Origin of the sequence: Roseovarius maritimus (genome assembly GCF_043355895.2) — a bacterium.
In the GTDB taxonomy this organism is placed as follows: domain Bacteria; phylum Pseudomonadota; class Alphaproteobacteria; order Rhodobacterales; family Rhodobacteraceae; genus Roseovarius; species Roseovarius maritimus.
In genome coordinates this window covers 22,095-44,018 of the sequence record NZ_JBHFPF020000018.1, presented here as the reverse complement: position 1 = coordinate 44,018, position 21,924 = coordinate 22,095, and the positions used below count along the sequence as shown (strand labels likewise).

The 21,924-nt window shown below is 67.4% G+C and carries 15 protein-coding genes; 5 read left to right on the top strand and 10 right to left on the bottom strand.

Going from position 1 to position 21,924, the window contains the following annotated elements; translation table 11 throughout:
- Positions 1–111: 111 nt before the first annotated feature.
- Positions 112–888, top strand: coding sequence for an SDR family NAD(P)-dependent oxidoreductase (locus tag ACEWPM_RS18920; protein ID WP_393963836.1), 777 nt, complete (start codon positions 112–114; stop codon positions 886–888).
- 5 nt (positions 889–893) lie between these two features.
- Here the strand turns inward: ACEWPM_RS18920 and ACEWPM_RS18915 are convergent, their stop codons facing one another.
- The 4 genes from ACEWPM_RS18915 to ACEWPM_RS18900 are packed head-to-tail and all read right to left on the bottom strand — an operon-like array spanning position 894 to position 8,567.
- Positions 894–2,207 (bottom strand): aspartate aminotransferase family protein, encoded by a 1,314-nt coding sequence (locus tag ACEWPM_RS18915; protein ID WP_393963835.1) that lies wholly within the window; start codon positions 2,205–2,207, stop codon positions 894–896.
- Positions 2,208–2,210: 3 nt separating this feature from the next.
- Positions 2,211–4,616, bottom strand: coding sequence for a GcvT family protein (locus ACEWPM_RS18910; RefSeq protein WP_393963834.1), 2,406 nt, complete (start codon positions 4,614–4,616; stop codon positions 2,211–2,213).
- Positions 4,613–7,012, bottom strand: coding sequence for a GcvT family protein (locus tag ACEWPM_RS18905; RefSeq protein ID WP_393963833.1), 2,400 nt, complete (start codon positions 7,010–7,012; stop codon positions 4,613–4,615). Before ACEWPM_RS18905 ends, ACEWPM_RS18910 begins: the two co-directional genes overlap by 4 nt.
- Position 7,013: 1 nt before the next feature.
- Complete coding sequence (locus ACEWPM_RS18900; protein WP_393963832.1) at positions 7,014–8,567, bottom strand: trimethylamine methyltransferase family protein; 1,554 nt, start codon at positions 8,565–8,567, stop codon at positions 7,014–7,016.
- A gap of 126 nt (positions 8,568–8,693) precedes the next feature.
- Here ACEWPM_RS18900 and ACEWPM_RS18895 point away from each other — a divergent pair, with 126 nt between their 5' ends.
- Complete coding sequence (locus ACEWPM_RS18895; protein ID WP_393963831.1) at positions 8,694–9,656, top strand: LysR family transcriptional regulator; 963 nt, start codon at positions 8,694–8,696, stop codon at positions 9,654–9,656.
- 51 nt (positions 9,657–9,707) lie between these two features.
- Here ACEWPM_RS18895 and ACEWPM_RS18890 read toward each other — a convergent pair whose 3' ends face one another.
- Positions 9,708–10,859 (bottom strand): amidohydrolase, encoded by a 1,152-nt coding sequence (locus ACEWPM_RS18890; RefSeq protein WP_393963830.1) that lies wholly within the window; start codon positions 10,857–10,859, stop codon positions 9,708–9,710.
- Positions 10,860–11,019: 160 nt separating this feature from the next.
- Between ACEWPM_RS18890 and ACEWPM_RS18885 the strand changes: the two genes are divergently transcribed.
- Positions 11,020–11,334: an SH3 domain-containing protein gene (locus ACEWPM_RS18885; RefSeq protein ID WP_393963829.1), complete on the top strand. Its 315-nt coding sequence runs from the start codon at positions 11,020–11,022 to the stop codon at positions 11,332–11,334.
- 74 nt (positions 11,335–11,408) lie between these two features.
- On the opposite strand, the gene ACEWPM_RS18880 is transcribed toward ACEWPM_RS18885, so the two are convergent.
- Entirely contained in the window at positions 11,409–11,966 is a 558-nt protein-coding gene (locus ACEWPM_RS18880; protein ID WP_393963828.1) for an EF-hand domain-containing protein, read from the bottom strand.
- Between the two features lie 211 nt (positions 11,967–12,177).
- Between ACEWPM_RS18880 and ACEWPM_RS18875 the strand changes: the two genes are divergently transcribed.
- Both ACEWPM_RS18875 and ACEWPM_RS18870 read left to right on the top strand, forming a co-directional pair.
- Positions 12,178–12,894, top strand: coding sequence for a response regulator (locus tag ACEWPM_RS18875; protein WP_393963827.1), 717 nt, complete (start codon positions 12,178–12,180; stop codon positions 12,892–12,894).
- Positions 12,891–14,252 (top strand): sensor histidine kinase, encoded by a 1,362-nt coding sequence (locus tag ACEWPM_RS18870; RefSeq protein ID WP_393963826.1) that lies wholly within the window; start codon positions 12,891–12,893, stop codon positions 14,250–14,252. The genes ACEWPM_RS18875 and ACEWPM_RS18870 overlap by 4 nt, the downstream gene beginning before the upstream one ends.
- On the opposite strand, the gene ACEWPM_RS18865 is transcribed toward ACEWPM_RS18870, so the two are convergent.
- The 4 genes from ACEWPM_RS18865 to ACEWPM_RS18850 form a co-directional block, all read right to left on the bottom strand.
- Positions 14,249–15,043: an AAC(3) family N-acetyltransferase gene (locus ACEWPM_RS18865; RefSeq protein WP_393963825.1), complete on the bottom strand. Its 795-nt coding sequence runs from the start codon at positions 15,041–15,043 to the stop codon at positions 14,249–14,251. The genes ACEWPM_RS18870 and ACEWPM_RS18865 overlap by 4 nt on opposite strands.
- 413 nt (positions 15,044–15,456) lie before the next feature.
- The gene (locus ACEWPM_RS18860; protein ID WP_393963824.1) at positions 15,457–19,188 is read right to left on the bottom strand and encodes an AAA family ATPase; all 3,732 of its coding nucleotides are present in this window, start codon (positions 19,186–19,188) and stop codon (positions 15,457–15,459) included.
- Between the two features lie 4 nt (positions 19,189–19,192).
- Complete coding sequence (gene sbcD / locus ACEWPM_RS18855; RefSeq protein ID WP_393963823.1) at positions 19,193–20,407, bottom strand: exonuclease subunit SbcD; 1,215 nt, start codon at positions 20,405–20,407, stop codon at positions 19,193–19,195.
- A gap of 91 nt (positions 20,408–20,498) precedes the next feature.
- On the bottom strand, positions 20,499–21,863 hold the full coding sequence (locus tag ACEWPM_RS18850) for a serine hydrolase domain-containing protein (protein WP_393963822.1): 1,365 nt from the start codon (positions 21,861–21,863) through the stop codon (positions 20,499–20,501).
- Between the last annotated feature and the right edge of the window lie 61 nt (positions 21,864–21,924).

Below are 21,924 nucleotides of genomic sequence, written 5' to 3'. Positions count from 1 at the left end.
AACCGAAAATGTCGACGTCGACAACTGCGCCCACCAGGTCGTGCTCAAACTCGAACAGATGGGCCTGATCGCGGGGTAACCTGCATATCGTTTGCAAAGGAGACGACCCGGATGTCCGATACCCAGCCGCATGACAACTTCCTCACCGGGCGCACCGCCTTTGTCAGCGGCGGCCTTTCGGGCATGGGGCTGGCTATCGCGGCGCGGTTGGCGGCGCATGGTGCGCGCGTGGCCGTCGGTTCGCGCCGCGCGGCGCTGGATGAGGCGCCGCCCTTCATGGCCGTGCCTCTGGACGTGCAGGATAACGCGCAGGTAAGCCGCGCCATCGCCGCCGTCGAGGCAGACCTCGGCCCCGTCGATATCCTGATCAACGCGGCCGGTATCACCGCCGAGCAGGGGGTGGTCGGCCATTCGGATGATTTGTGGAGCCGGATCATCGACACCAACCTCACGGGCGCGTTTCGCCTGACGCGCGCGGTGCTGCCCGGCATGATGGGTCGCGGCTGGGGACGCATCATCAATATCGGCTCCACCGCCGCGACGGTAGGCTGGGCGGATAACCCGGCCTATTGCGCGTCCAAGGCGGGCCTTCTGGGCCTGACGCGCTGCGTCGCGCTGGAAGGGGCGGCGCATGGGGTGGGTTGCACGATGATCAGCCCGACCTGGGTCGAGACGGACATGCTGCATAGTGACACCGCCGAGATCGCCGCGCGTGAGGGCAAGGGCCGCAGCAGCGCCGAGATCGTGCGCGAGATCCGCGAGGCCAACCCGCAACAGCGCATCATCCAGCCGGGTGAGGTGGCCGGGCTGGCCGCCTATCTCTGCCGCGACGAGGCGCTGGGGCTGACGATGGACAATATCCAGATTACCGGCGGCGCGCTTTGGTAGCTGCGCTAGCGGCTCAGACTGGCAAAGGCCGCGTCCAAACCGTCGGCCACAGCATCGACGTCCTCCATCCCTAGGCAAAGCGGGGGCACCATGCGCAGCACCGACTGGTGCGGCCCCGATTTCGACAGGATCAGCCCCGCGTCGCGGCAGGCCTCGAAAACGGCCGCCGTCGTCTCGCGGTCCGGCTCCTTTGTCTTGCGGTCCTTGACGATCTCGATCGCCATCATCAGGCCCCGCCCGCGCACGTCGCCGATGGCCCCATGCCGCTCTTTCAGATCGTGCAGCCGCTCCAGCAGGGCCGTGCCGACACGTTTGGCATTGGCCTGCACCTTGTCCTCGGCGATCACCTCCAGCACGGCGCGCCCGGCGGCGCAGCAGGTGGGGTTCGCACCATAGGTGTGGAACATGAACTTGTCCGCCATCGGCGCCGCCACCTCGCGCCGCGCGACGACCGCGCCAAGCGGAAAGCCGTTGCCGATGCCCTTCGCCATCACGACAATATCGGGGATCACGTCATCCGCCTCGAACCCCCACATGTGATCGCCTGTGCGGCCAAAGCCGGACTGGACCTCGTCCGCGATATAAAGCCCGCCCGCTGCGCGCACCCGCTCGGCCGCGCCGCTCAGGTAGCCGGGGGGCATTTCGATGATACCGCCATAGCCCTGGATGGATTCGATGAAGATGCCCGCGACCCGGCCCGTGGTGGCGGAGGTGATGGTGCGGTCGATCTCGTCCAGATAGGGCTGCGTGCCGGGGCCGAAGATGCCGCGATACTGGTTCGGCTCGGGCAGGAAGGCGACGTTACCGGGCATGCCGGGATGGCGCCAGCCCGCGATGCCGGTGATCGATTGTGCCGCCGCCGTCGGCCCGTGATAGGCCGTGCGCAGGGACAGAAGATCGAGATTGCCGGTATAGGTGCGCGCCATGGTCATCGCGAGGTCGATCGCCTCGGAGCCTGAATTGGTGAAATGCACGACCCATTCGATATCGCCCTGCGGTCCCTTGGGCATGGTCGCCGCCAGTTCCTCGGCGAAATGGGCGGGGACGGGGTGATAGAACATCGTCGTGCAATGGGTCAGCTCCTGCGCCTGTTCCATCGCGGCGGCGACGACGCGGCGATGCGAATGGCCAACGGAAATGCACAGGTTCATGCCCAGAAGATCGGTGTATTTGCGCCCCTCCGTGTCCCACAGGTATTGCATCTGCCCCTTCTGGAAGACCAGCGGCTCGCGGAAAGGAATGAATTTCGTCAGCGAGGCGGCGTAATAGGCATCGCGCCGCGCGGCGGTGGCGCTCTGGCTCCAGTCGGTCTTGGTCATGGCTTAGCCTTTCAGTCTGAGGTTGTCCGGATCATAAGGCGCGCGTTCCAGCACCTTGGCGGGGCAGGGACGCCCCAGAATTTCGACACTGAGGTTATCGCGCAGGCCGCGCTCGCGCAGATAGGCCAGCGCCAGCGTGCGGCCCGTGCGGTGGCCATGCGCGCCCGAGGTCACGATGCCGACGACGCGGCCACCCCAATGCACGGAATGGGCATAGAAGGGGTCGATGCCTTGCGTGTCGATATCCAGCAGCACCATCTCCCAGCGGGCGGGATCGGCGCTGCGCCGGGCCAGCGCGGCGTCGCCAGTATGACCGTGGCCCGATTTGATCAACGCGGCAAGACCGCTTTCCTCAGGGGTGCGCTCGGTCGTCAGGTCGCTGCCCCAGCCGCGATAGCCCTTTTCCAGCCGCATGGAGTTGGCGGCAAAGGCGCCGTAATAGCCGATGCCGTGAGGCTGGCCCGCCTGCTCCAGCGCGAGGAAGGCAGCGCGGGTATCGGCGGCGGCGAGGTGCAGCTCCCACCCCAGCTCGCCGATATAGGAGACGCGCAGGGCGCGGGCGGGCTTGCCCGCGACCTGGATGGTCTGCGCGGTGAGCCAGGGAAAGGCGCCGAGGTCGGCATCTGTCACCTTGGAGAGGATTTCGCGCGCTTTGGGGCCCATCAGGCCGATCACACCGAAATCCTCGGTGACATTGGTCACTGTCACGTCATGGCCCGCTGCATGGGCGCGCAGCAGGTCCAGATCCATCTCCTCAGCAGCGGCAGCCGAGGTGAGATAGGCGTGATCCTCGGCCAGCATCGTGACGGTGAATTCCGCCTGCGTGCCGCCCGCCGGGGTCAGCGGGTGGGTCAGCGCGATGCGGCCGAGCTTCGGCGCGCGGTTGGCGCCCAGCGTGTCGACAAAGGCGCGCGTGTCCGGGCCGGTCACGTCGAATTTCGAGAAGACGGACAGATCGGCCAGCGCTGCGCGGGTGCTGCCCGCCTCCACCTCGGCCGCGACGGCGGGAAACCAGCCCGTCCGGCGAAAGCTGTGCGTTGCCACGTCGCCGGGCCGGTCCGAGAACCAGTTGGGGCGCTCCCACCCGTAGGCCGCGCCCATGACCGCGCCGCGTGCCAGCATGTCGCCATGCAGGGGCGACAGGCGCTTGCCGCGCGCGGCGGGGCGCTCCTCGTAAGGGTAGTGCACGCCGAATTGCAAGCCAAAGCATTCGACCGCCTTTTCAACGCGGTAGGCGCGGTCGGCCCAGGCGCCGAAGCGGCGGCTGTCTATCGCCAGCGCATCCATCGGGGGCGCACCATGAGTCATCCAATGTGCCAGGAACCAGCCCGCGCCGCCGCCCTCCATCACCCCCATGGAGGAGCCTGTCAGCAGCCACGCACCCGCCAGCCCATGCGCGGGGCCGACCAGCGGGTTTGCATCCGGAGTGAAGGTGATAGGCCCGTTCACTACCGATTTGATCCCGCCGGTGCCGAGTGCCGGGACGCGCGCCATCGCGGCCTCGATGATATGCTCGACCCGGTCCAGATCGGGGGGCATGAGGTCGGCGCCAAATTCGGGCGGCACGCCGTCGATGGACCACGGCTGCGCTGCCGCCTCATAGGGGCCAAGGATCAGCCCGTCCCGCTCCTGCCGGACATACCAGCTTTCCTCGGGGTCGCGGATGATGGGCAGTTCGGGCAGCCCGGCGGCGATGCGGGCGGCGACTTCCGGGATGGTATCGGTCACCAGATACTGGTGCAGCATCGGCACGGAGGGGACGTTCAGCCCCATCATATGCCCGATCTCCCAGCCCCATGTTCCTGCGGCGTTCACGATATGGCGGGCGCGGATGGTATCCTTGGAGGTCTCGACGATCCACGCGCCGCCCTCGCGACGGATGCCTTGCACCGGCTCATACCGCCGGAAGGTGGCGCCGCTTTTCGCGGCCACCTGCGCCATCGCTTGTGTCGCCATGGTGGGATCGACATGGCCGTCATCAGGCTCGTAAATGCCGCCCAGAAGGCCGTCCAGTTCGGCCAGCGGGTAAAGCTCGGCAATGCGCTCGGGCGTCATGATCTCCAGCGGGTAGCCGGTGAATTTCGACAGGCCCGCGACATGGGCAAACTCGTCCATCCGGTCGGGATTACGCGTGACGCGCATCGCGCCCGAGGCGTGGAAGCCCACGTCTCGTCCCGTCTCGGCAGGCAGGATATCGCGGTAAAGCCGGACGGACGTGGCGCGCAATTCCTGCACCGTGGCGCTATGCGCGAAATGCGTGCAAAGCCCCGCCGCATGCCATGTGGAGCCATGGGTGAGGTCGTTCTTTTCGACCAGCACCACGTCACTCCACCCCGCCTTGATCAGGTGATAGGCCAGTGACACGCCCATCACGCCGCCGCCGATGATCAGAACCTCGGCCTCGCTCATCCGCGCATCCTTTCGCCCTTGGGATCGAAGGGCGGCGCGGTTAGCGCCTGGGCGGGATACATGGCGCCCGCCACCTCGATTTGAAACGCCCGTGCCGCCGTGTCGCGCAGCGGCTCGCCCGGTGCGGTTTCGATCATCGCGAAACTCAACGTCAGCCCCGTGCGCGCGCCGACGCCGCCTGATGTGGTCAGGCCGATGACGCGCCCCGCCTCCCAGACCGGCTCGTCATGCAGGATCAGGGGGGCGCCCTCGGCTTCCATCAGCACAAGGCGACGGGCGGTGCCTGCGCTGCGCTGCGCCTCTAGCGCGGGCTTGCCGAGGAATTCCTTGCCCCAATCTATGGCAAAGCCAAGCCCCGCCTCCAGCGGCGTCACCTCGGGGCCCAGATCATGCCCCCAATGCTTGAAGCCTTTTTCGATGCGGCACCCGTCCAGTGCGTAATGGCCCATCGGGCAGGCATCCGCAGCATAGAGAGCATCCCAGACCGGGCCGCCGCACTCTGCGGGGATGCTCAGCTCCCATCCCAGTTCGCCCACGAAGCTGACGCGCGTGGCGCGGCAGGGCTGGCCGGCAACGGTGACAGCGCGCGCGGTCGCATAGGGGAAATCACCAAAATCATCGGGCGAAAGCGTGGCCAGCAGCGCGCGGCTGCCTGCGCCCATGACGCCGATGACAACCTCCTCCTCGGTCCGGTCGGTGATCGTGACGGCGCGCCCCGCCGCATGGCGGCGCAGATAGGCGCTATCACGGCTGCGCGTCGCGGCGCCCGAGGTCAGGCGAAACGCCTCGGCACCGATGCGTGTGATGGTAACGTCCCCCTCGATCCCGCCTTGCGCGTTCATCATCGGGGTATAGACGGCGCGGTCTAGGGGCACGTCCATCTGCGCGGCAGCGATATGGTTCAGGAAGGCGAGCGCCTCCGGCCCTTGGATGTCGAACTTGCCGAAAGGCGACAGATCCAGGAGGGCTGTGCCCGCCGCCATGATCGCGGCCTCGCGCGCGGCGATGGCCTGCCAGGGCTGCGCGCCGATGGAGTAGGGCAGGCTGCGCTCGACCTCGGCCTGGGCATACCACAGCCCGCGCTCCCACCCCGCAGTGACGCCAAAGACAGCGCCCGCCCCGGCCCATTTGCCGTGGAGCGGCGAGAGGCGCAGACCGCGCCCGGCCTTCGGCTGCTTGTAAGGCCAGTGCAGCGTGAAGAGATCAGCGACCGCCTCAGCCATGCGCGCCTGCATATGGGCGCTGCCCGCCGTGGCCGGATCGACGCGGGCGATATCGACCTCCCAGAGGTCCATGGGCGGCTCGCCGTCCACCATCCAGTCGGCCAGCGCGCGGCCCACCCCGGCCGAGGACATGATCCCGACCGAGTTCATGCCGGCCGCAACGAAAAGCCCATCCACCTGCGGCGTCTGCCCGATCAGGGGGCGCGTGTCGGCGGTGAAACTCTCGGGGCCATTCATGAAATGCGCAATGCCTGCTGTTTCAAGCGCCGGGATCAGTGACAGCGCGCCCTCCATGAAGGGGGTGAACTGCTCCCAATCCTCGGCCATCTCCAGAAACGGGCGGTCACCCTCGGGGCCGTAGGCGTCCCAGCATTTGGCGTCCGGCTCGAACCCGCCAATCACCAGCTTGCCCGCGTCGCCCTTGATATAGATGCCGGAATCCAGATCACGCACCACGGGAAAGGGCTGCGCAAGGTCCGGCATAGGCTCGGTCACGACGTACATATGCGCGACCGGCTGGAGGGGCAGTGGCACGCCCGCCGTCTCGGCCAGCCTTTTGGACCAGGCCCCGGCGCAGAGCGCGACGCTGTCTGCCGCGATCTCAAAGCCATCGGTGAGGCGCACCCCGATGATGCGCGGGCCGTCTGTCAGCAGGGCGGCCACGCCGGTATTCTCGCGGATCTCCACGCCTTTTGCCTTGGCGCCGCGCGCATAAGCCATGCAGAGATCGACGGGATTGACACTGGCATCCTCTGCCACCGACATCGCACCGACCAGCCCCTCCGTATCCAGATCCGGCATCGCACCCGCCAGCGCGGCGGGCGTGATGATCTCGGGCGTCAGGCCGAAATGGCGGCCAAGCGCGGCGATGCGGTAGAGTTCGTCCATCCGCTCGGGGGCGCGGGCCAGCCAGTACCCCCCCGTGCGGCGATAGCCGGTATCCTGACCTGTCAGCCCCTCCAGCGCCGGGAAAAGCTCGCCCGCATACATCGCAAGGCGGGTCATGTTGGGCGTCGCGCGCAGGGGCCCTACGATGCCTGCCGCGTGCCAGCTGGTGCCGGAGGTCAGTGTGTTGCGCTCCAGCAGGAGGATATCACGCTCGCCCCGCTGGGCTAGATGGTAGGCAAGGCTGAGGCCGATGGCGCCCCCGCCGATGATGATCGTTCGGCTCATGTCAGAAGAACGCCATGTCGGGCTTTTCCGCCTTGCGCCGGGCAATATGGGTGCGGAGTTCCTCGTCAATCGCGGGATCGAGACCGGGATCCTCATAATGCGCCAGCCGGTCCTTCCACAGCCCATTTGCGCGCTGCGCCGCGTCGAAGCCGCCATCGGCGCTCCATTGCTCGTAGGAATTGTTGTCGGGCGTGTCAGGGCGGAAGAAGGCGGTCATGAAATTGGCCTGCGTGTGATCGGAGCCAAGGAAATGCTTGCCCGGCCCGGTTTGCGCGATGGCGTCCATCGCCTGCGCATTCTGGCTGAGGTCGATCCCGTCGAAAAACCGCGCGACCTTGCCGCACAGATCGGCGTCCAGCATCGTTTTCTCGAACCCGGTGACCAGCCCGCCCTCCAGCCAGCCGGTGGCATGGTTGATCACATTCGCGCCCGCGAACATCGACATCATAAGGCCCCATGTGCCCTCCTGCTGGCTTTGCGCATCGGGCAGCTTGCTGGCCGAGAGCGTGCCGACCGTGTGCAAGGGCACGCCAAGGCGGCGCGCCAGCTGCCCCGCCGCCAGCACCATCTGCCCGGCCTCGGGCGTGCCGAAGGTGGGCGCGCCGTTCTGCATCGAGAGGGTCGAGGCAAAGCTGCCCATGAGGCAGGGCGCACCGGGCGCGACCAGCTGCACCAGTGTCAGCGTCGCCAGCGCCTCGGCCAGGACCTGCGCCATGGTGCCGGCCACGGTGCAAGGGCTCATCGCACCAGACAGAACCCAAGGGGTGCAGGCCACCGGCTGACCCGCGCGGGCATAGGTCTTCAGCGCGCCGGACATGTGGCTGTCCATCACCAGCGGCGCGTTGGTGTTGGACACGCAATAGAGCACGGCGTTATTCTCCACGAACTCGGCGCCAAAGAGGATGCGGGCGATATCGATGGAATGGCCCGCCCGCTCGGCCCCGATGAAGGCGCCCATGAAGGGGCGGTCGGACCAGCGGATATGGGTGTAGAGCATGTCCAGATGGCGCTTGTTGGCCGGCAGGTCCACAGGCTCGCACACGACGCCGCCGGAATGGTGCAGATGCGGGATCATCTGGTGCAGCTTCACCAGCCGGGTGAAATCTTCCAGCGTGGCATAGCGGCGGCCAAGGTCCAGATCATGCACGAAGGGCGGACCCCATGACGGGCAGAGGACGGTATGGCGCCCGCCGATGCGCACCGAATTCTCCGGGTTGCGCGCGTGTTGCGTGAACTCCGCCGGGGCGGTGGCCTGAATGGTGCTGCGGCAAAATCCCGGCGCGAACCGCACGCGGGTGCCCTGCACATCGCAGCCCGCCTCGCGGAAAATCTGCAGGATTTCGGGATCGTCGTGAAATTCCATGCCGGTGATCTGCAGGATGGCATCGGCGTTATGCTCGATCAGCTCCAATCCCTCCTCGCTGAGGATCTCCATGCAGCCGATGCGGCGCGTGATGTAGGGACTGCGCGGTGCGGCCTCATTGCCCCGGCGGGCGCTGCGTCCCTCCCGGCCCCCAGTGCGGCGGCGACGATCCGGATGTGTCAGGGCAACCATTTGCGCGCTCTCCTTTGCAGGAACATGAGCTGCTCTGCGCCGCGCCATTGCAAATAAATTCGCACAGTATCAAGATAACTAATAGAAGCATGGATTTTATCTCAGTCAAGATACCAAGGCCCGCCGATGTCATTCGACAGCAACATCATCAAATCCATCGAGGTTTTCGTGGCGCTGGTCGAGACCGGAAAGACCACGGTGGCCGCCGATGTCATGGGTCTCAGCCAATCGGCGGTGTCGCAGCATCTGGCCCTGCTGGAGCGGACCTTCGACGTGATGATCTTCGACCGCAGCACGAGGCCGCTGCAGCTGACGCAGGCGGGCACGCTCTTTCACCGCCATGCGCTGCGCATCCTTGGCGGGGTCGAGGACCTGGTGGCTGATATGCGCCATCAGGGCGCGCGCCCCATCAGCAACCTGCGGGTGGGTATTCAGGCGTCGATGGCAACGACGCTGACGCCCGATCTGGTCGCGCAGGCCAAGGCCGAATTCGGGGTCGAGGACATGACCATCCTTGCCGGGCAGAGCAAGGATCACGAGGGGCTTTTGCGCACGCGCAAGGCCGATCTGGTGATTACCTCGGACCCGCTCTATGACCTCGACGGGCTGGAGCGTCATGCGATCATGACCGAATCCTTTCTTCTGGTCCTGCCGCAAAGCTATCGCGGCCCGGCGGGCAGCATTGGCGAGCTCTTGCAGCATCTGCCGCTGATCCGCTTTGCCGCCACCACCGCCGTCGGCCGCCTGACCGAGCAGCACCTGCGCCGCCTGAAGGTCAGCACGCCCCGCGTCATCCAGGCCGACCGTTCCAGCATGGTGACCGCCTGCGTCGCGCGCGGCATGGGGTTTACCTTTCTCACGCCCAGCCTGCTGATCGACGGGTTTGTCGAGAAGATGCCGCTGAACATCCGGCCCCTGCCGATCACCGGCTTTTCGCGCAGCATCACCTTGCTGGCCCGCGACCGGGAACTGGGCGCGCTGCCCGAGGCGTTTGCCCGGACCACCAAGACGCTGATTGCGCGGCAGGTGTCGCTGCAGATGGGCCGGACGGGCACCCACGCCATCCAGTTTGCGGAGGATGACGAGTAGGGCCAAAACCGCCGGTCTTTATGCGAGATCCTGATACTGGTCGTTTAGCGCTCAGGCGGTGCCCAGAATATCCCGCGCGATGCGCTCGAAAACCGTGGCGCCGATGGGGATCAGGTCATCGGGAAAGTCATAATCGGGATTGTGCAGGGCGGCATGCGCCTCGCCCGCGCCCAGCAGCAGCATCGCGGCCTTGGCCGTCCAGCCGAACATGCCGAAATCCTCGGAGGCGCGCATCGGCTGGCCTTGGGTGTCCACATCCGCGCCCACGGCCTCCATCGCGGCGCGGGCGATGCGCGCGGCCTCGGGATCATTCACCGAGGCGGCAAAGGCGTCATGCACGGCAAAGCGCGCGCCCAGTCCGGCCTCCTCTGCCGCCGCGCTGGCAAGATGCCGCGCCTGCGCGACAAGCGCGTTCATCGCGGCATCATTTGCGGTGCGCAGCGTCACGTACAGCGACGCCTCGCCTGGCGAGATGCCGAAGGTCGGCTCGCCCATGCGGATATGTGTGATGGTCGCCAGCCGAAACGTATCGTCCAGCGCGCCGCCATGGCCCAGCGCCTCAAGCGCAGGGATGAGGCGGCTGAGCGCCGCTGCGGGCGATATACCATCCTCAGGGTTCGCGGCATGGGCCGTCTTGCCCGTCAGCGTGATCTCAAGGCCCTGCGACGCACAGTTCATCAGGCCGGGCCATACCCCGAACTGGCCCAGCTTGCGCCCCGGCAGATTGTGGATGGCAAAAGCCCAATCGGGCGCAATCTCCAGAAAAGCCGGATCCGTAGTGACGGCGCGCGCGCCGCTGCCATCCTCTTCGGCGGGCTGGAACATCAGGATCACGCGACCCGATGCAACGGGCCTGCGCGCAATCAGGCGGCCCAAGGCCAGAAGCGTCGTCATATGCCCGTCATGGCCGCAAAGATGCCCCTTGCCCGGATGTTGCGAGACCCAAGGAGCATCCGACAGCTCGTGAATGGGCAGCGCGTCAAGCTCGGCCCGGAAAAGCACCGCCGGCCCCTCCGCCGCGCCCTTGAACACCGCCGCGACGCCGTGCCCGCCGAGGCCCGTAAGCACCCGGTCGGGCGACAGCTGCCGAAGCGCCGATGCGATCCTGCGCGCGGTGCCCTCCTCATGGCCCGAAACTTCGGGGCGCTTGTGAAGCTCGCGGCGAAGCTCTGTCAGCTCGATCAGGTCGGAATTCGTCAGCACGTGTGCCCTCCAGTCCCATCTTGGCGCGGCGTGGTGCCGGGGTTAGACACGCAGGCTCCAGGTGATGCAAGCCTCGGCGCGCCAAAGGAGCCGCTGGCGGGTTGCCGGTGGCAGGCGGCGCGGCCTAAACTGGATGCGAGGCAGATAACAGGAGACACCAATGCGCAATGCCATTTTCACCGCGCTGGGCGCGCTCGCCGTCGGCGCGCTTGCTGGCTGCGATTCAAGGGGCCTCTCGGGGCAGGACGGCCCGCCGGGATATTACGAGGTCGCCGGGGTCGAGACAGGCGACATGCTGAAGTTGAGGGCAGGGCCGGGAACCGGCTTTGACGTGATCGTTGGCGTCCCGAACGGCAGCGTGCTGTGGATTTCGGATTGCGAGCGGACGGGCGGCACCCGCTGGTGCAAGGCGACGATGAAGGAAGGCCGCAGCCTCGACGGCTATGTCTCTTGGGCGTATCTGCGCCCGCTGTGACGCGGCCCCATAGTGCGCATCGTTGAGGCGGCCCCGTGCGGGGGCCGCCTGTCAGTACCGCGCAAGCGCCGGGCTTAGTTCTTGCGGCCGCGATCCTCGGCCGAGAGCACGCCGTCATCGTTGCGGTCCATCCGCTCGACCATGCGGCCCACGCGGCTGTCCATTTCCTCGGACGAGATCACGCCGTCGCCATCCGCGTCCAGTTTTTGGAACATATCGACCATCCGCGAGCGGGTCATCTCACGGTAGAGGGTGTCGAATTCCTCGATGCTGAGTGCGCCGTCGCCCGATGCGTCGATTTCAGCCAGCTTGGCGGCGCGGAAGGCGTCGATTTCCTCCATGGTGACCGTGCCATCCTTGTCGGCGTCGATCTGGCCCATGACGGTGCGCATCATTTCGCCATGGCGGCCGCCATGTTTGCCGTGGCGCTTGCCATGCTTGCCGTCCCACTTGCCCGCCTGATCACCCCGGCAGTCCTGCTTGTTCTTGCCCATGCCCTGACCGTACTGCGCTGCGGCTGCGGCGGGCTGATCGGTGCTGCTGGCATCGCTCTGGGCGTAGGCGGTAACGCCGCCGGTGGTGATGAGGGACAGGGCGCAAGCCGTGGTAGTTAGGAATGTCGAACGTTTCATGTCTGGCTCCTTGAGCTGAGTGTTATGCGAAAGTGTCGTCCTCCGCTGGCTTCAATCTGCACCTTCCGGCATGCAAATGTGTGTCACGGAGAAGGGTCTTTTGTCGCCATCTGTCGCGGGGCACGGCACTGACACATTTTGCGACAAGTTTCTTTGGGCACCGCTCTGCGACAAGATGGTAAGACAATGATCGAGCAAGAACGGATCCCCAATGACAGCCCCCGCCGAGCCACAGATTCTCATCGTCGATGATGCGCGCGACATCCGCGAGCCCTTGGGCCAGTATCTGCGCAAGCAGGGCTATCGCGCGCGGCTGGCCGCCAATGCGGGCGAGGCGCGGCGCGTGCTGGCCGAAACGCGGCCCGATCTGGTGGTGCTCGACATCATGATGCCGGGCGAGGACGGGCTGAGCCTGTGCCGCTGGCTGGTGGCGAATGACGGCCCGCCGGTGATCTTGCTGACCGCCATGGCCGATGAGACCGACCGGATCGTCGGGCTGGAACTGGGCGCGGATGATTACCTGGTCAAACCGTTCAATCCGCGCGAATTGCTGGCCCGCATCCGCGCCGTGCTGCGCCGCGTGCCCGAGCCTGAGCAGGTCGTGCCTTCGGGCAAGCGCGGCTTTGCGGGCTGGGTGCATGATCCAGGCGCTCAGACGCTGAGCGCGGAGGGCGCCGAGCCGGTCAAGCTGACCTCGGGCGAGAGCCGCCTTCTGGGCGCGCTGCTGGATCATCCGCGCACGGTGCTGGCGCGCGACCGGCTGCTGGACCTGACCGCCGGGCGCGATGCCAAGGCCTATGACCGCGCCATCGACAACACGGTCAGCCGCCTGCGCCGCAAGATCGAGGAGGACCCGAAGGCTCCGCAGATCATCGTCACCGAATGGGGCGGCGGCTATATGCTGGCCGCTGACGTGGACGCGCTGTGAGCCGGCTGCGCGCCCTCATGCCCGACGGTCTGGCCGGGCGCTTTGCCGTGCTGCTGACCTGCGCGCTTCTGGCGGCCAACCTGGTCGCGCTTGGCCTGCTGACGATCGAGCGAGGGCGCCTGGACCGCGCCGCGTGGACCGAGCGCGAGATCGGGCGCATCACCTCGATCCTTCCGGCGGTAGAGGCGGCGGCGCCGGAGGCGCGGGCGTCGGTGGCGCGCGGGGCCTCGTCACGGGGCGCGCGCCTGAGAGTGGCCCCCGAGCCGATGGTGCGCGAGAGGCGGATCCCGCCGGGATACCAGGATTTCGCCCGGGATCTTGCCGATGCGCTGGAGGGGCGCGAAGTGCGCGCGGCGATCATCAGACGTCCGGGCGGCGAGGGCGGCGACGATGCGGACCGCCGCGAGGCGATGGCCGTCTCCGTGCGGCTGATCACCCCCGAGGGCGCGGCGGCGCAATGGCTGAACGTGTTGTCGCGCAATGGCCGCCCGCAGATGCGCGGCTTTCCCGAAGAGGTGTTTCTCATCGTGCTGGGCGTCTCGCTTGCCTCGGTTCTGGGTATTGGTCTTGTCTTCGTGCGCCGCCTGACCCGCCCGTTGGGCGCGCTGGCCGTCGCGGCGCGCGCCGCGGGGCAGGGCGATCGCAGCGCCCGTGTGCCCGAAACCGGCGCGCGCGAGATGCGCGAGGCGGCGGCGGCCTTCAACGACATGCAGGCGCGCATTGCGCGGTTCGATGCCGAGCGGATGCGCACCTTGGCCGCCGTGGGGCATGACCTGCGCACGCCCATCACCAGCCTGCGCATCCGCGCCGAGATGCTGGAGCCCGAGGACGGCGCGCCCATGGTGCGCACGCTGGACGAGATGACGGTAATGGCCGACGGCCTTGTCGCCTATGCAAAGGGCGCGGCGGATAGCGAGCCGATGCAGATCGTCCCGCTTGGCCCGCTTCTGACGCGGCTCTGCGACGAGAGGGGCGGACAAGCGGCCATCCGGCGTGAGGCCACGGTTCAGGGCCGCCGCGTGGCGCTGGGCCGCGCCTTTGGCAATCTTATCGACAACGCGCTGCGCTATGGCGGCAGCGCCGAGGTCACGCTGGACGTGAAGGGGGGCGAAGCGGTCGTCACTGTCGTGGATACCGGCCCCGGTATTTCGCCTGAACGTATGGAAACGGTGTTCGAGCCTTTTGTGCGGGGTGATGACAGCCGCAGCCTTGAGACCGGCGGTGCGGGGCTGGGCCTGTCGATCGCGCGCAACATCGCGCTGGCTCATGGCGGGCGGATCACGCTGGAGAACCGCCCGGGCGGCGGCCTGAGTGCGGAACTGCGCCTGCCACTGGCGAGCGAGGCACTGCGCCTCTAGTGGCGATCCCCGCTGGCACGGTTGGCGGCGCTGATCCAGGGGGCCGCGAAGGCAACCAGATCGGCAAGCCCGCAAACGCGCGTCTCTGCCGCACCAAGCCTGCCGCGCGTGACGGCGCCGGTCTGTTCAAACGCAGCTCCGACATCGGGGAAAAGCCGGTTCATATCGTCGGCCACATCCTCCATCTCGGCCCACCGCTCTGGCGCAATTTTTACCCGGCGTATCTTGGTGCGCCGTGTCTCGGCCAGTGTCTCGGCGGTATGGAGCGCCGAGCATCTGTTCCGGCCCACCCCGATCAGCGCGACCTTCGCAATTGGCATTTCGCAGAGCGCCCCCATCGGCGTCTGCGGTCCAAGCGCCCAGTCGAGGCTATGCGGCTTGATCAGATCCGCCGCACCGTGCCCGTTGAGGCAAAGCGACACGGCGGGATGATCGCTGCGATGCGTGCCCGGCCAAGTGCGGAAAAGCTCGGCGACAATTCCCATCCCGTCAGTGGGCGATCTCTGCAGATCAAACCCGGGCACGGCGTTTGCGATCCGGCGCCGCTGGGCGTCGCTTGGCTCAGAATTTGCATCGTCCGGGAAATATGCATCCGTTGAAAATCCTGGCATGCCCAGCAATCCATCGGGGCCCAGAACGCCCTGAAGGGATTCGATCACCACGCGCGGCCCGCCGATGACGGGTCCGACCGCGCGCAGGGAGGCATGCACAAAGAGCCGGTCACCGGCCTGGAGTCCCAAGGCCCCAAGATCGCGCATCAGATCGTCTTGGGTGTGGAATGCCGTTTTCATTCGGTCAGCCTAGGCCGCGTGCTGAGGATTTGCAGCATTTTTTTGCTGGCTACATGCGCACAGCGCCGTCGGCAAGATACTGGTCCTTCACACTTGCTGAACCGCCTGAGGCCGGAGGCCGCGCCCATCGAATACGACCTGTGGAAGGCCAGATCCGAGTTGAGCCAGGTGAGCTTTTCCCAAGGCTGCGAGGTTGAAACGGTCGCCCCATTTGATCGCCCTGAAGCGTTTCGCCTTTAGCCTGAGACATCAGATAAAGACGAAACGCGCGCAACATTGAAGCGTGGCACGCGCTTCGCGAAAATCAGGGATCCAGGTTTTTCGCGAAACGCTTTAGTTACTCGGACTAGTGCAAAACGCATGTTGCGCGCGTTTCGCAAACAGGAGGTTCTCAGGTGTTTCTGCGAAATACCTTAATCCGCGCTCAGCATCACCTCGCTGGCACCTGCGCCACGCGCGCGGATGCGGATCTGGACCGGGATGCGGTCCTGCATCGCCTGCACGTGGCTGATCACGCCGATCATGCGGCCCTGCGCCTGCAAAGCTTCCAGCGCGTCGATTGCCATGTCGAGGCTGCCGGCGTCCAGCGTGCCGAACCCCTCGTCGATGAAAAGCGTGCCGGAAATCGTGCCGGTGCCCCCCACCGTCGACAGCGCCAGCGCCAGGGCCAGCGACACGAGAAACCGCTCACCCCCCGAGAGACTGCGGGTCGAGCGGATTTCGCCCGCCATATCCTCATCCACCACATGCAGCGACAGCTTGCCAAGGCCGCGTGCAAGGCGGTAGCGCGGCTTGATATCGGCCAGATGGTGGTTCGCTTGTTCAACCAGAATGGCCAGCGTGACCTCCTGCGCAATGGTTGAAAAGCGGTCGCCGCTGGCCGATCCGACCGTATCGTTCACCGCGGCCAGTGTATCGCGATGCGCCTTGGCCTTGGCGATCTGGTTCACCAGTTCGGCCATGCGCGCGCGCGTCTCGCGGTCAGCCTCCAGCTGATGCTGGATTGTGGCGCGCTCATCCCGGCGGGCGTCATCCTCGGTTTCCTGCTGCTCCAGCTGCCGGATCAACTCGGGCAGAGGCGTCTCGGGTACGCCCGCCTTCTGCAGCTCGGCCAGATCGGCCTGCCGTGTCTGGTCATCCCTCTCGGCACGCAGCAGGGCATCCTTGGCGGCCCCGATGCTAGCCTCCAGAGCCGCGATGCGCGCATCGTCCCAGCCCAGCAGGTCGCGCGCCTCCTCTGCATCCAGACCGATACGGTCCAGCGCGGCGCTGAGCGCCTTTTCTGCCTCGCTTTCGCGCAGGCTTGCCGCGTCGCCGTTTCGCCGGGCTGCAGCGTTGGCGGCCTGCGCCGATGCAAGGGCGGCGGCGGCGGTGCCATGCGCCTCGGAGGCGGCTTCCTTGGCGGTCTGCAATTCCTTGCGCCGCTGATTGAACGCGGTGCGATGCGCCGCTGTCTCATCACCGCCAAGAAGCGTGGCGCGCTCGGCGCGCAGCGCTTCGGCCTTGGCCTGCCGGTCCTGCCATGCCTCCTTAAGCGCCTTGGCGGCTTCCGCTACGCTTTCGCGCTGCGCCTCAGTTTTCTCGATCGCGCGCCGGGCGTCCTCACTCCGTCCTGTCAGGGATTGCAGCGCAGCAAGGGTCCGTTCATGCGCCGTCTTGCGCGCCCCCAGCTCTTGCAGATGTGGCGCGCCCTCCGCATCGAAGCTGGTCCAGTCCAGCCCCAGAGCGCCAAAATCCTGCGCAAGGCGCGCATCCAGATTGCGCTGGGCAAGCCTCTGCGCCTCCGCCTCGGATTGCGCCGCGTCCCGCTGGCGCTGCATTGGGCCGGTTTGCTGGCCGATTTCGTCCTCCTCGCTGCGCAGGGAGCGCATGTCGCGGGCCAGCGATGTCAGCTGCGCCTCATCCGCCTGCGCCTGCCGGTCCAGCGCCTCAAGCTCGGCCAGTTCGGCCTCAAGGCTGGTTTTCCAGTCGGCCAAAACCCTGGACAGTTCGTCAAGCGCGGGTGCGGCGCCAGCGGGATCAGCCGGCAGGCGGTCCGCGATGGGGCCGCCCGCCTCGCCTTCATGCGCGCTGCGGTAATCGGCCTCGATCCGCTTGAGCAGGGCGCAGGCCTCGGCGTGGCGGCGGTTCAGCGCCTCCAGATCCTGACGGGCCTGTGCGATGCGCGCGCGGCTGGCCTCCCGCGCGGTGACGGCGGCGCGGCTGGCGGCGCGGGCGGCCTCCAGCCGGGCGCGCAGATCTTCCGCCAGCGCACGCGCCGCGCCGTCCTCATGCACCGGGTGATGCAGCGCGTGGCAAACGGGGCAGGGCTGCCCCTCTTCGAGATGAAGTCGCAGGCTTGCCGCCTCGGGCGACAGGGCGGCTTCGGCCAACCCCGCAGGCGCCTCCAGCGCCTCGATCTGCGCCTCGGCGCGGCTCTGATCACGGCTCGCCTCGGTCAAGGCGGCCTCCCCTTGCGCGATGGTTTTGCGGGCCTCCTCCTGTCCGCGCATGTGGGCCTCGGCGTGCCCTGTTTCGGCGCTGTGCTGCGCGGCCAGTGTGGCAAGAGCCTGTAGCGAAGCGGCGCTGCGGGCGAGGCGGTTCAGTCGCTCGGTGGGCGATCTTGCCCGGAGTGCGTTGCGGCGTGGTGCGCGCTCGGCCACGGCGCGCTCGATCTTGGCGCTTTGCGTGGCGGCCTTGGCGGTGGCCTCTGCGATTTCGGCTTTGCGGCGCTCCGCCCCTTGCAACTCTTGCGTAAACCGCGCCGCGCGCCCCTCTGCCTCCGCTGCTGCGGCAGAGGCAGCGATACGCCGCTCGAGCCGGTCGCTCAGCACCGGCCAGCCAGTGACCAGCGCGTCGCCCTGCGGCTCCTTGCCCAACGCCTCGGCCCAGGGCTGCGCTTCCTCCTCCAGCCGGGCCAGAACCGCCTTGGCCTTGGTCCACGCCGCCTCGGCTTCATCAGCCTTGGCGCGGCGGGCCTCATAGGCAGCCTCTGCTGCGCTTTCCTCGCGGGCTGCATCGGAGATCTGGGCATCCAGCGTGGTAGCGCGGGTCCAGACGGGGCCCAGCTCGGCAAAGCGTGCCTCGACCTCGTCATGTGCCTTGCGATGCGTGGCCAGATCCTGCGCCGCCGCGCTCAGCGCCGCCTCGGCGGCGGTTTCTACCTTGGCGGCGCGGCTGATCTCGGCCTGCGCGCTGGCCTCGGCCGCCATGGCATTCTGCCGCTCGCGGTGCTCGGGGCGGATCTGTGCGGCCTTGCGCAGGCGCCCAAGCTGCGCGACGTCCTCCTGCCGCTCGGACCAGTCTGCCCTGGCCTGCGCGAGGGTCTGCGCCGCCTGTGTGCAGCGGGCCGTTGCGGCCTCGATCGCCTCATGGCGCTTGATGTCGCGGCGCGTGGCGGCGAGGGCCGTGCCTGCTTCGTTGCGCAGCTTGTCCAACTCGGCGATGCGCGCAGTGGCGGCGGCTGTTTCCTCGGGTGTGAGCACGCTATGCTCGCCCAGTTTCATGTCCAGATCCTGAACCGCGCGCTCCGCGCTGCCATGGGCGGCAAAGACGCGCCGCGAGATATCGCGGTAAAGCCCCGTGCCGGTGACCTTTTCCAGGATCGCCGCACGCTCGGCGGTCCTGGCGCCGAGGAAGCTGTCGAAATCGCCCTGGGCCAACAGGACCGAGCGGCGGAATTCGTCATAGGTAAGGCCCGTCAGGTCCACGATGCGCTCGTTCACCGCGCGGATCTGGTTCTCCAGCACGGTGCCGTCGCTCAGTCGCGTGATGCTGCGATCCACGTTCTGCAGCTTGGCCGAGGCGTTGCCATAGGCGCGGCGGACAGACCAGCCGGCCTCGTATTCCGCGCCGTCGCGGCCGCGAAACCGCACCGTGGCATGGCCTTGGGCGGCACCGCGCCGCAGAAGGGTGCGCGCGTCCGACGATTGCAACGTCTCGCCGCTGACATCGGGAACGGTATCGTTGACGCCCGCACTGCCAAGGCGCGGGCAATCGCCATAGAGCGCGAGGCACATCGCATCGAGCAGGCTCGACTTCCCCGACCCGGTCTGGCCGGTGATCGCAAACAGACCCGCCCCCGAAAGGGGCGGCGCATCGAGGCGGATGTCGAAGGGTTTGGCAAGGCTGGCGATATTCTCGCCCCGGATCTGCAGGATGTCCATGGCGCTATTCCCCCGCCAGGATATCGCGGAAGGCGCTAAGATGGCGCGCCTCGGGTGGCACGCCGTTGCGGTCCTCGTAGGCTTGCGCAAAGAGCGTCTCGGGGTCTGCCTCGCGCAGGCTGGAGACCGGCGGCGGCGCGGGCGCGTCCGCCTCGGTCTTGCGGTGCACGCGCGCCCCGCCAAGGCGCAGGCCTCGGTCGGATACGAGACGCGCGGCCTCGGTCATCAGGACAGAAGCGGCGTCGGTCGGCTCGATTTCGAGATAGACGATGGGGCGCAGGCCCATCGGCAGATCGGCGTCAAAGGGGATGGCCGCCAGCGCGGCGGGCAGATCGTCGAGCGTGATTGTGCCGCTTTGCGGGATGCGCAGCACCTCGGCGGGGCGTTCGATGGGGATATGGCGGTGCGTGGCTATGCCGCACTCCAGCTCGATTAGCGTGACACCGTGGGAATGTCGGATCTCGGAGGAAGAAAGTGGAAAGCACGCGCCGGAATAGCGCACCCGCCCGCCTTTGAGGGTCTGCTGCCCGTGCAGATGGCCCAGGGCGGCATAGGCGAGGCAGTCCGGAAAGACGCTGGGGGGCAGGGCGTGAGCGCCGCCAATCAGGATGCGCCGCTCGGCGCCCTCGCTCTCCAGCCCGCCGGCGCAATGCAGGTGGCTGGTGGCGATGATCGGCACGTCGCCCGCGATCTTCTGCGCGTCTGCTGTGATCTCGGTGTAAAAGCGGCTGGCGGCGCCCACCACCGGATCTTCGCCCTCGGTATACAATCCGGTCAGGTCCGAGGCGCGCAGGAAAGGGATGGCAAGAATGTAGAGCGCCGGGGTGTCGTCGGCCCCGGTGATGGGCACGAGATGGCGCGCAATGTCGATCCGGCCGTTGCGGCGCTGGACCGTTGCGACCACATGCACGTCGAGTGCGCGCAGCACCGGCATGGGCGCCTCCAGCCGCTGGGCCGGGTCGTGGTTGCCGCCGCTGATGACGGTGATCAGGCCGGGGCAGCGGCGCTTGAACTCGGCCAGCGCATCGTAGAGCAGCCTTTGCACCTCGCCCGAGGGGTTCGAGCTGTCAAAGATATCGCCCGCGACCAGAAGGACATCCGCTTCCTCGCGCTCGATCACATCGGCAAGTCGCTGGAAGTAGAGCCGATGCTCATCCTCGCGGCCCCAGCCGTTGAGGCTGTGCCCGAGATGCCAGTCGGCGGTGTGAATGATGCGCATGGGTCCGGTCCGGGATGGTGCGCGCCGCCCGCGCGCCCGTGCCATACTGGCAGGGCGCGCGTGGGGCTGCAATCGCGTCAGGTCAACGCCTTCAGGCCGGTGCCAGCGCGTCGCGGATGGCGGTCACGGCATGCAGCATGTCGACGGTGTAGCTGTGGATCAGAAAATCCGGCCAGGTCGACAGCTTGACGGCCAGAAACTCGGTCTTGGGGTCCAGATAGATCAACTGACCAAAGACGCCGCGCGCCATGAAATCGCCGCGGCTGGCATCGTGGATCCACCATTGGCGGCTATACGCGCCCTTGGGCGAGGTGGCGGTGTAGGGTTCGCCAAAGGCGGCGCGGTCGCCGCTTGCGCTGGCGCGGATCCACTCCTCGGGCACGACCTGCTTGCCGTTCCAAGCGCCGCCTTCCAGCAGCATCAGCCCAAAGCGCGCGTAGTCGCGCATCGTTGCGTTGAATCCGCCATCGGCCAGCGCCGTGCCCGCCCCGTCGACGGTGAAATAGGCGTCCCGCTCGGCCCCGATGCGCGACCAGATGTGTGTGGACAGCAGGTCCGACAGGGACGCGCCACCGACCCGCTCAAGCGCCCAGGCGACGACATCCGTCTCGATCGAGCGATAGCGGAATGCCTCGCCATGGCCGCGCTCTTGCGGCAGGGTCAGGATCACGTCGCGGATCGTCGCGGGGGGCGCGGCATCCTCGGCCGGGCGCCAGCCGCTGGCGATGTCGATGCGCGTCATGTCCGAGCCGGGCGTGCCGTAATCCTCATTGAAGCGCACGCCCGAGCGCATGTCGAGCACATGGCGCAGCGTCGCGTCCGCATAGCCCGAATGGGCCAGCTCGGGCACCAGAGACGGCATGGCCGCGTCGAGATCCAGCGCCCCTTCGCCATGCAGTACTCCGGCCAGCGCGCCGACGACCGATTTGGCCACGGATTGCGACAGGTGCGGCGTCAGCCCGCCCATGTCGTTGTGATAGCTCTCATGCACCACGCGCCCGCGGCTCATCACCAAGAAGCCGTCAGTATAGCTGGCGTCGAGCCAGTTGCCGACGTTTTGCTGGGTGCCGGCGAGGGTGGGAAAGCGGATGGCGCGCAGTTCCTGCTGCGCGGCGGGCAGGGCGCGCACCGGGCCTGCGCCGCGCGGCACGTCGGCGGTGGGAAAAAGGTTGCGCATGTTCATGAAGGACCAGCGATTGAACGGCGGCAGGTCCCAGTTGCTGGGGCCGGGGATCTGCTCGGGCGCGGGCGGAAAGCCCCGCATGATGCCATGATCGCGCGCGGTGGGCGCCGGATGCGTGGGCGAGGCGTGATGCGCCGGATGGTCCGGGGCCTTGTGCGGGGCCGGATGCACCGGTGCGGCATGGGCGGCGGGATGCGCCGGATGCGCCGGAGCCTCATGGGCGGCGGCATGTGCCTCGGGGCCTTTGAGGGGGGCGGCGTTGGGGGGCGTCATCGGGATATCCTTGGGATTGGGAAGAGCAGGCATGAAAAAAGGGCGGGGCGCCGATATGCGC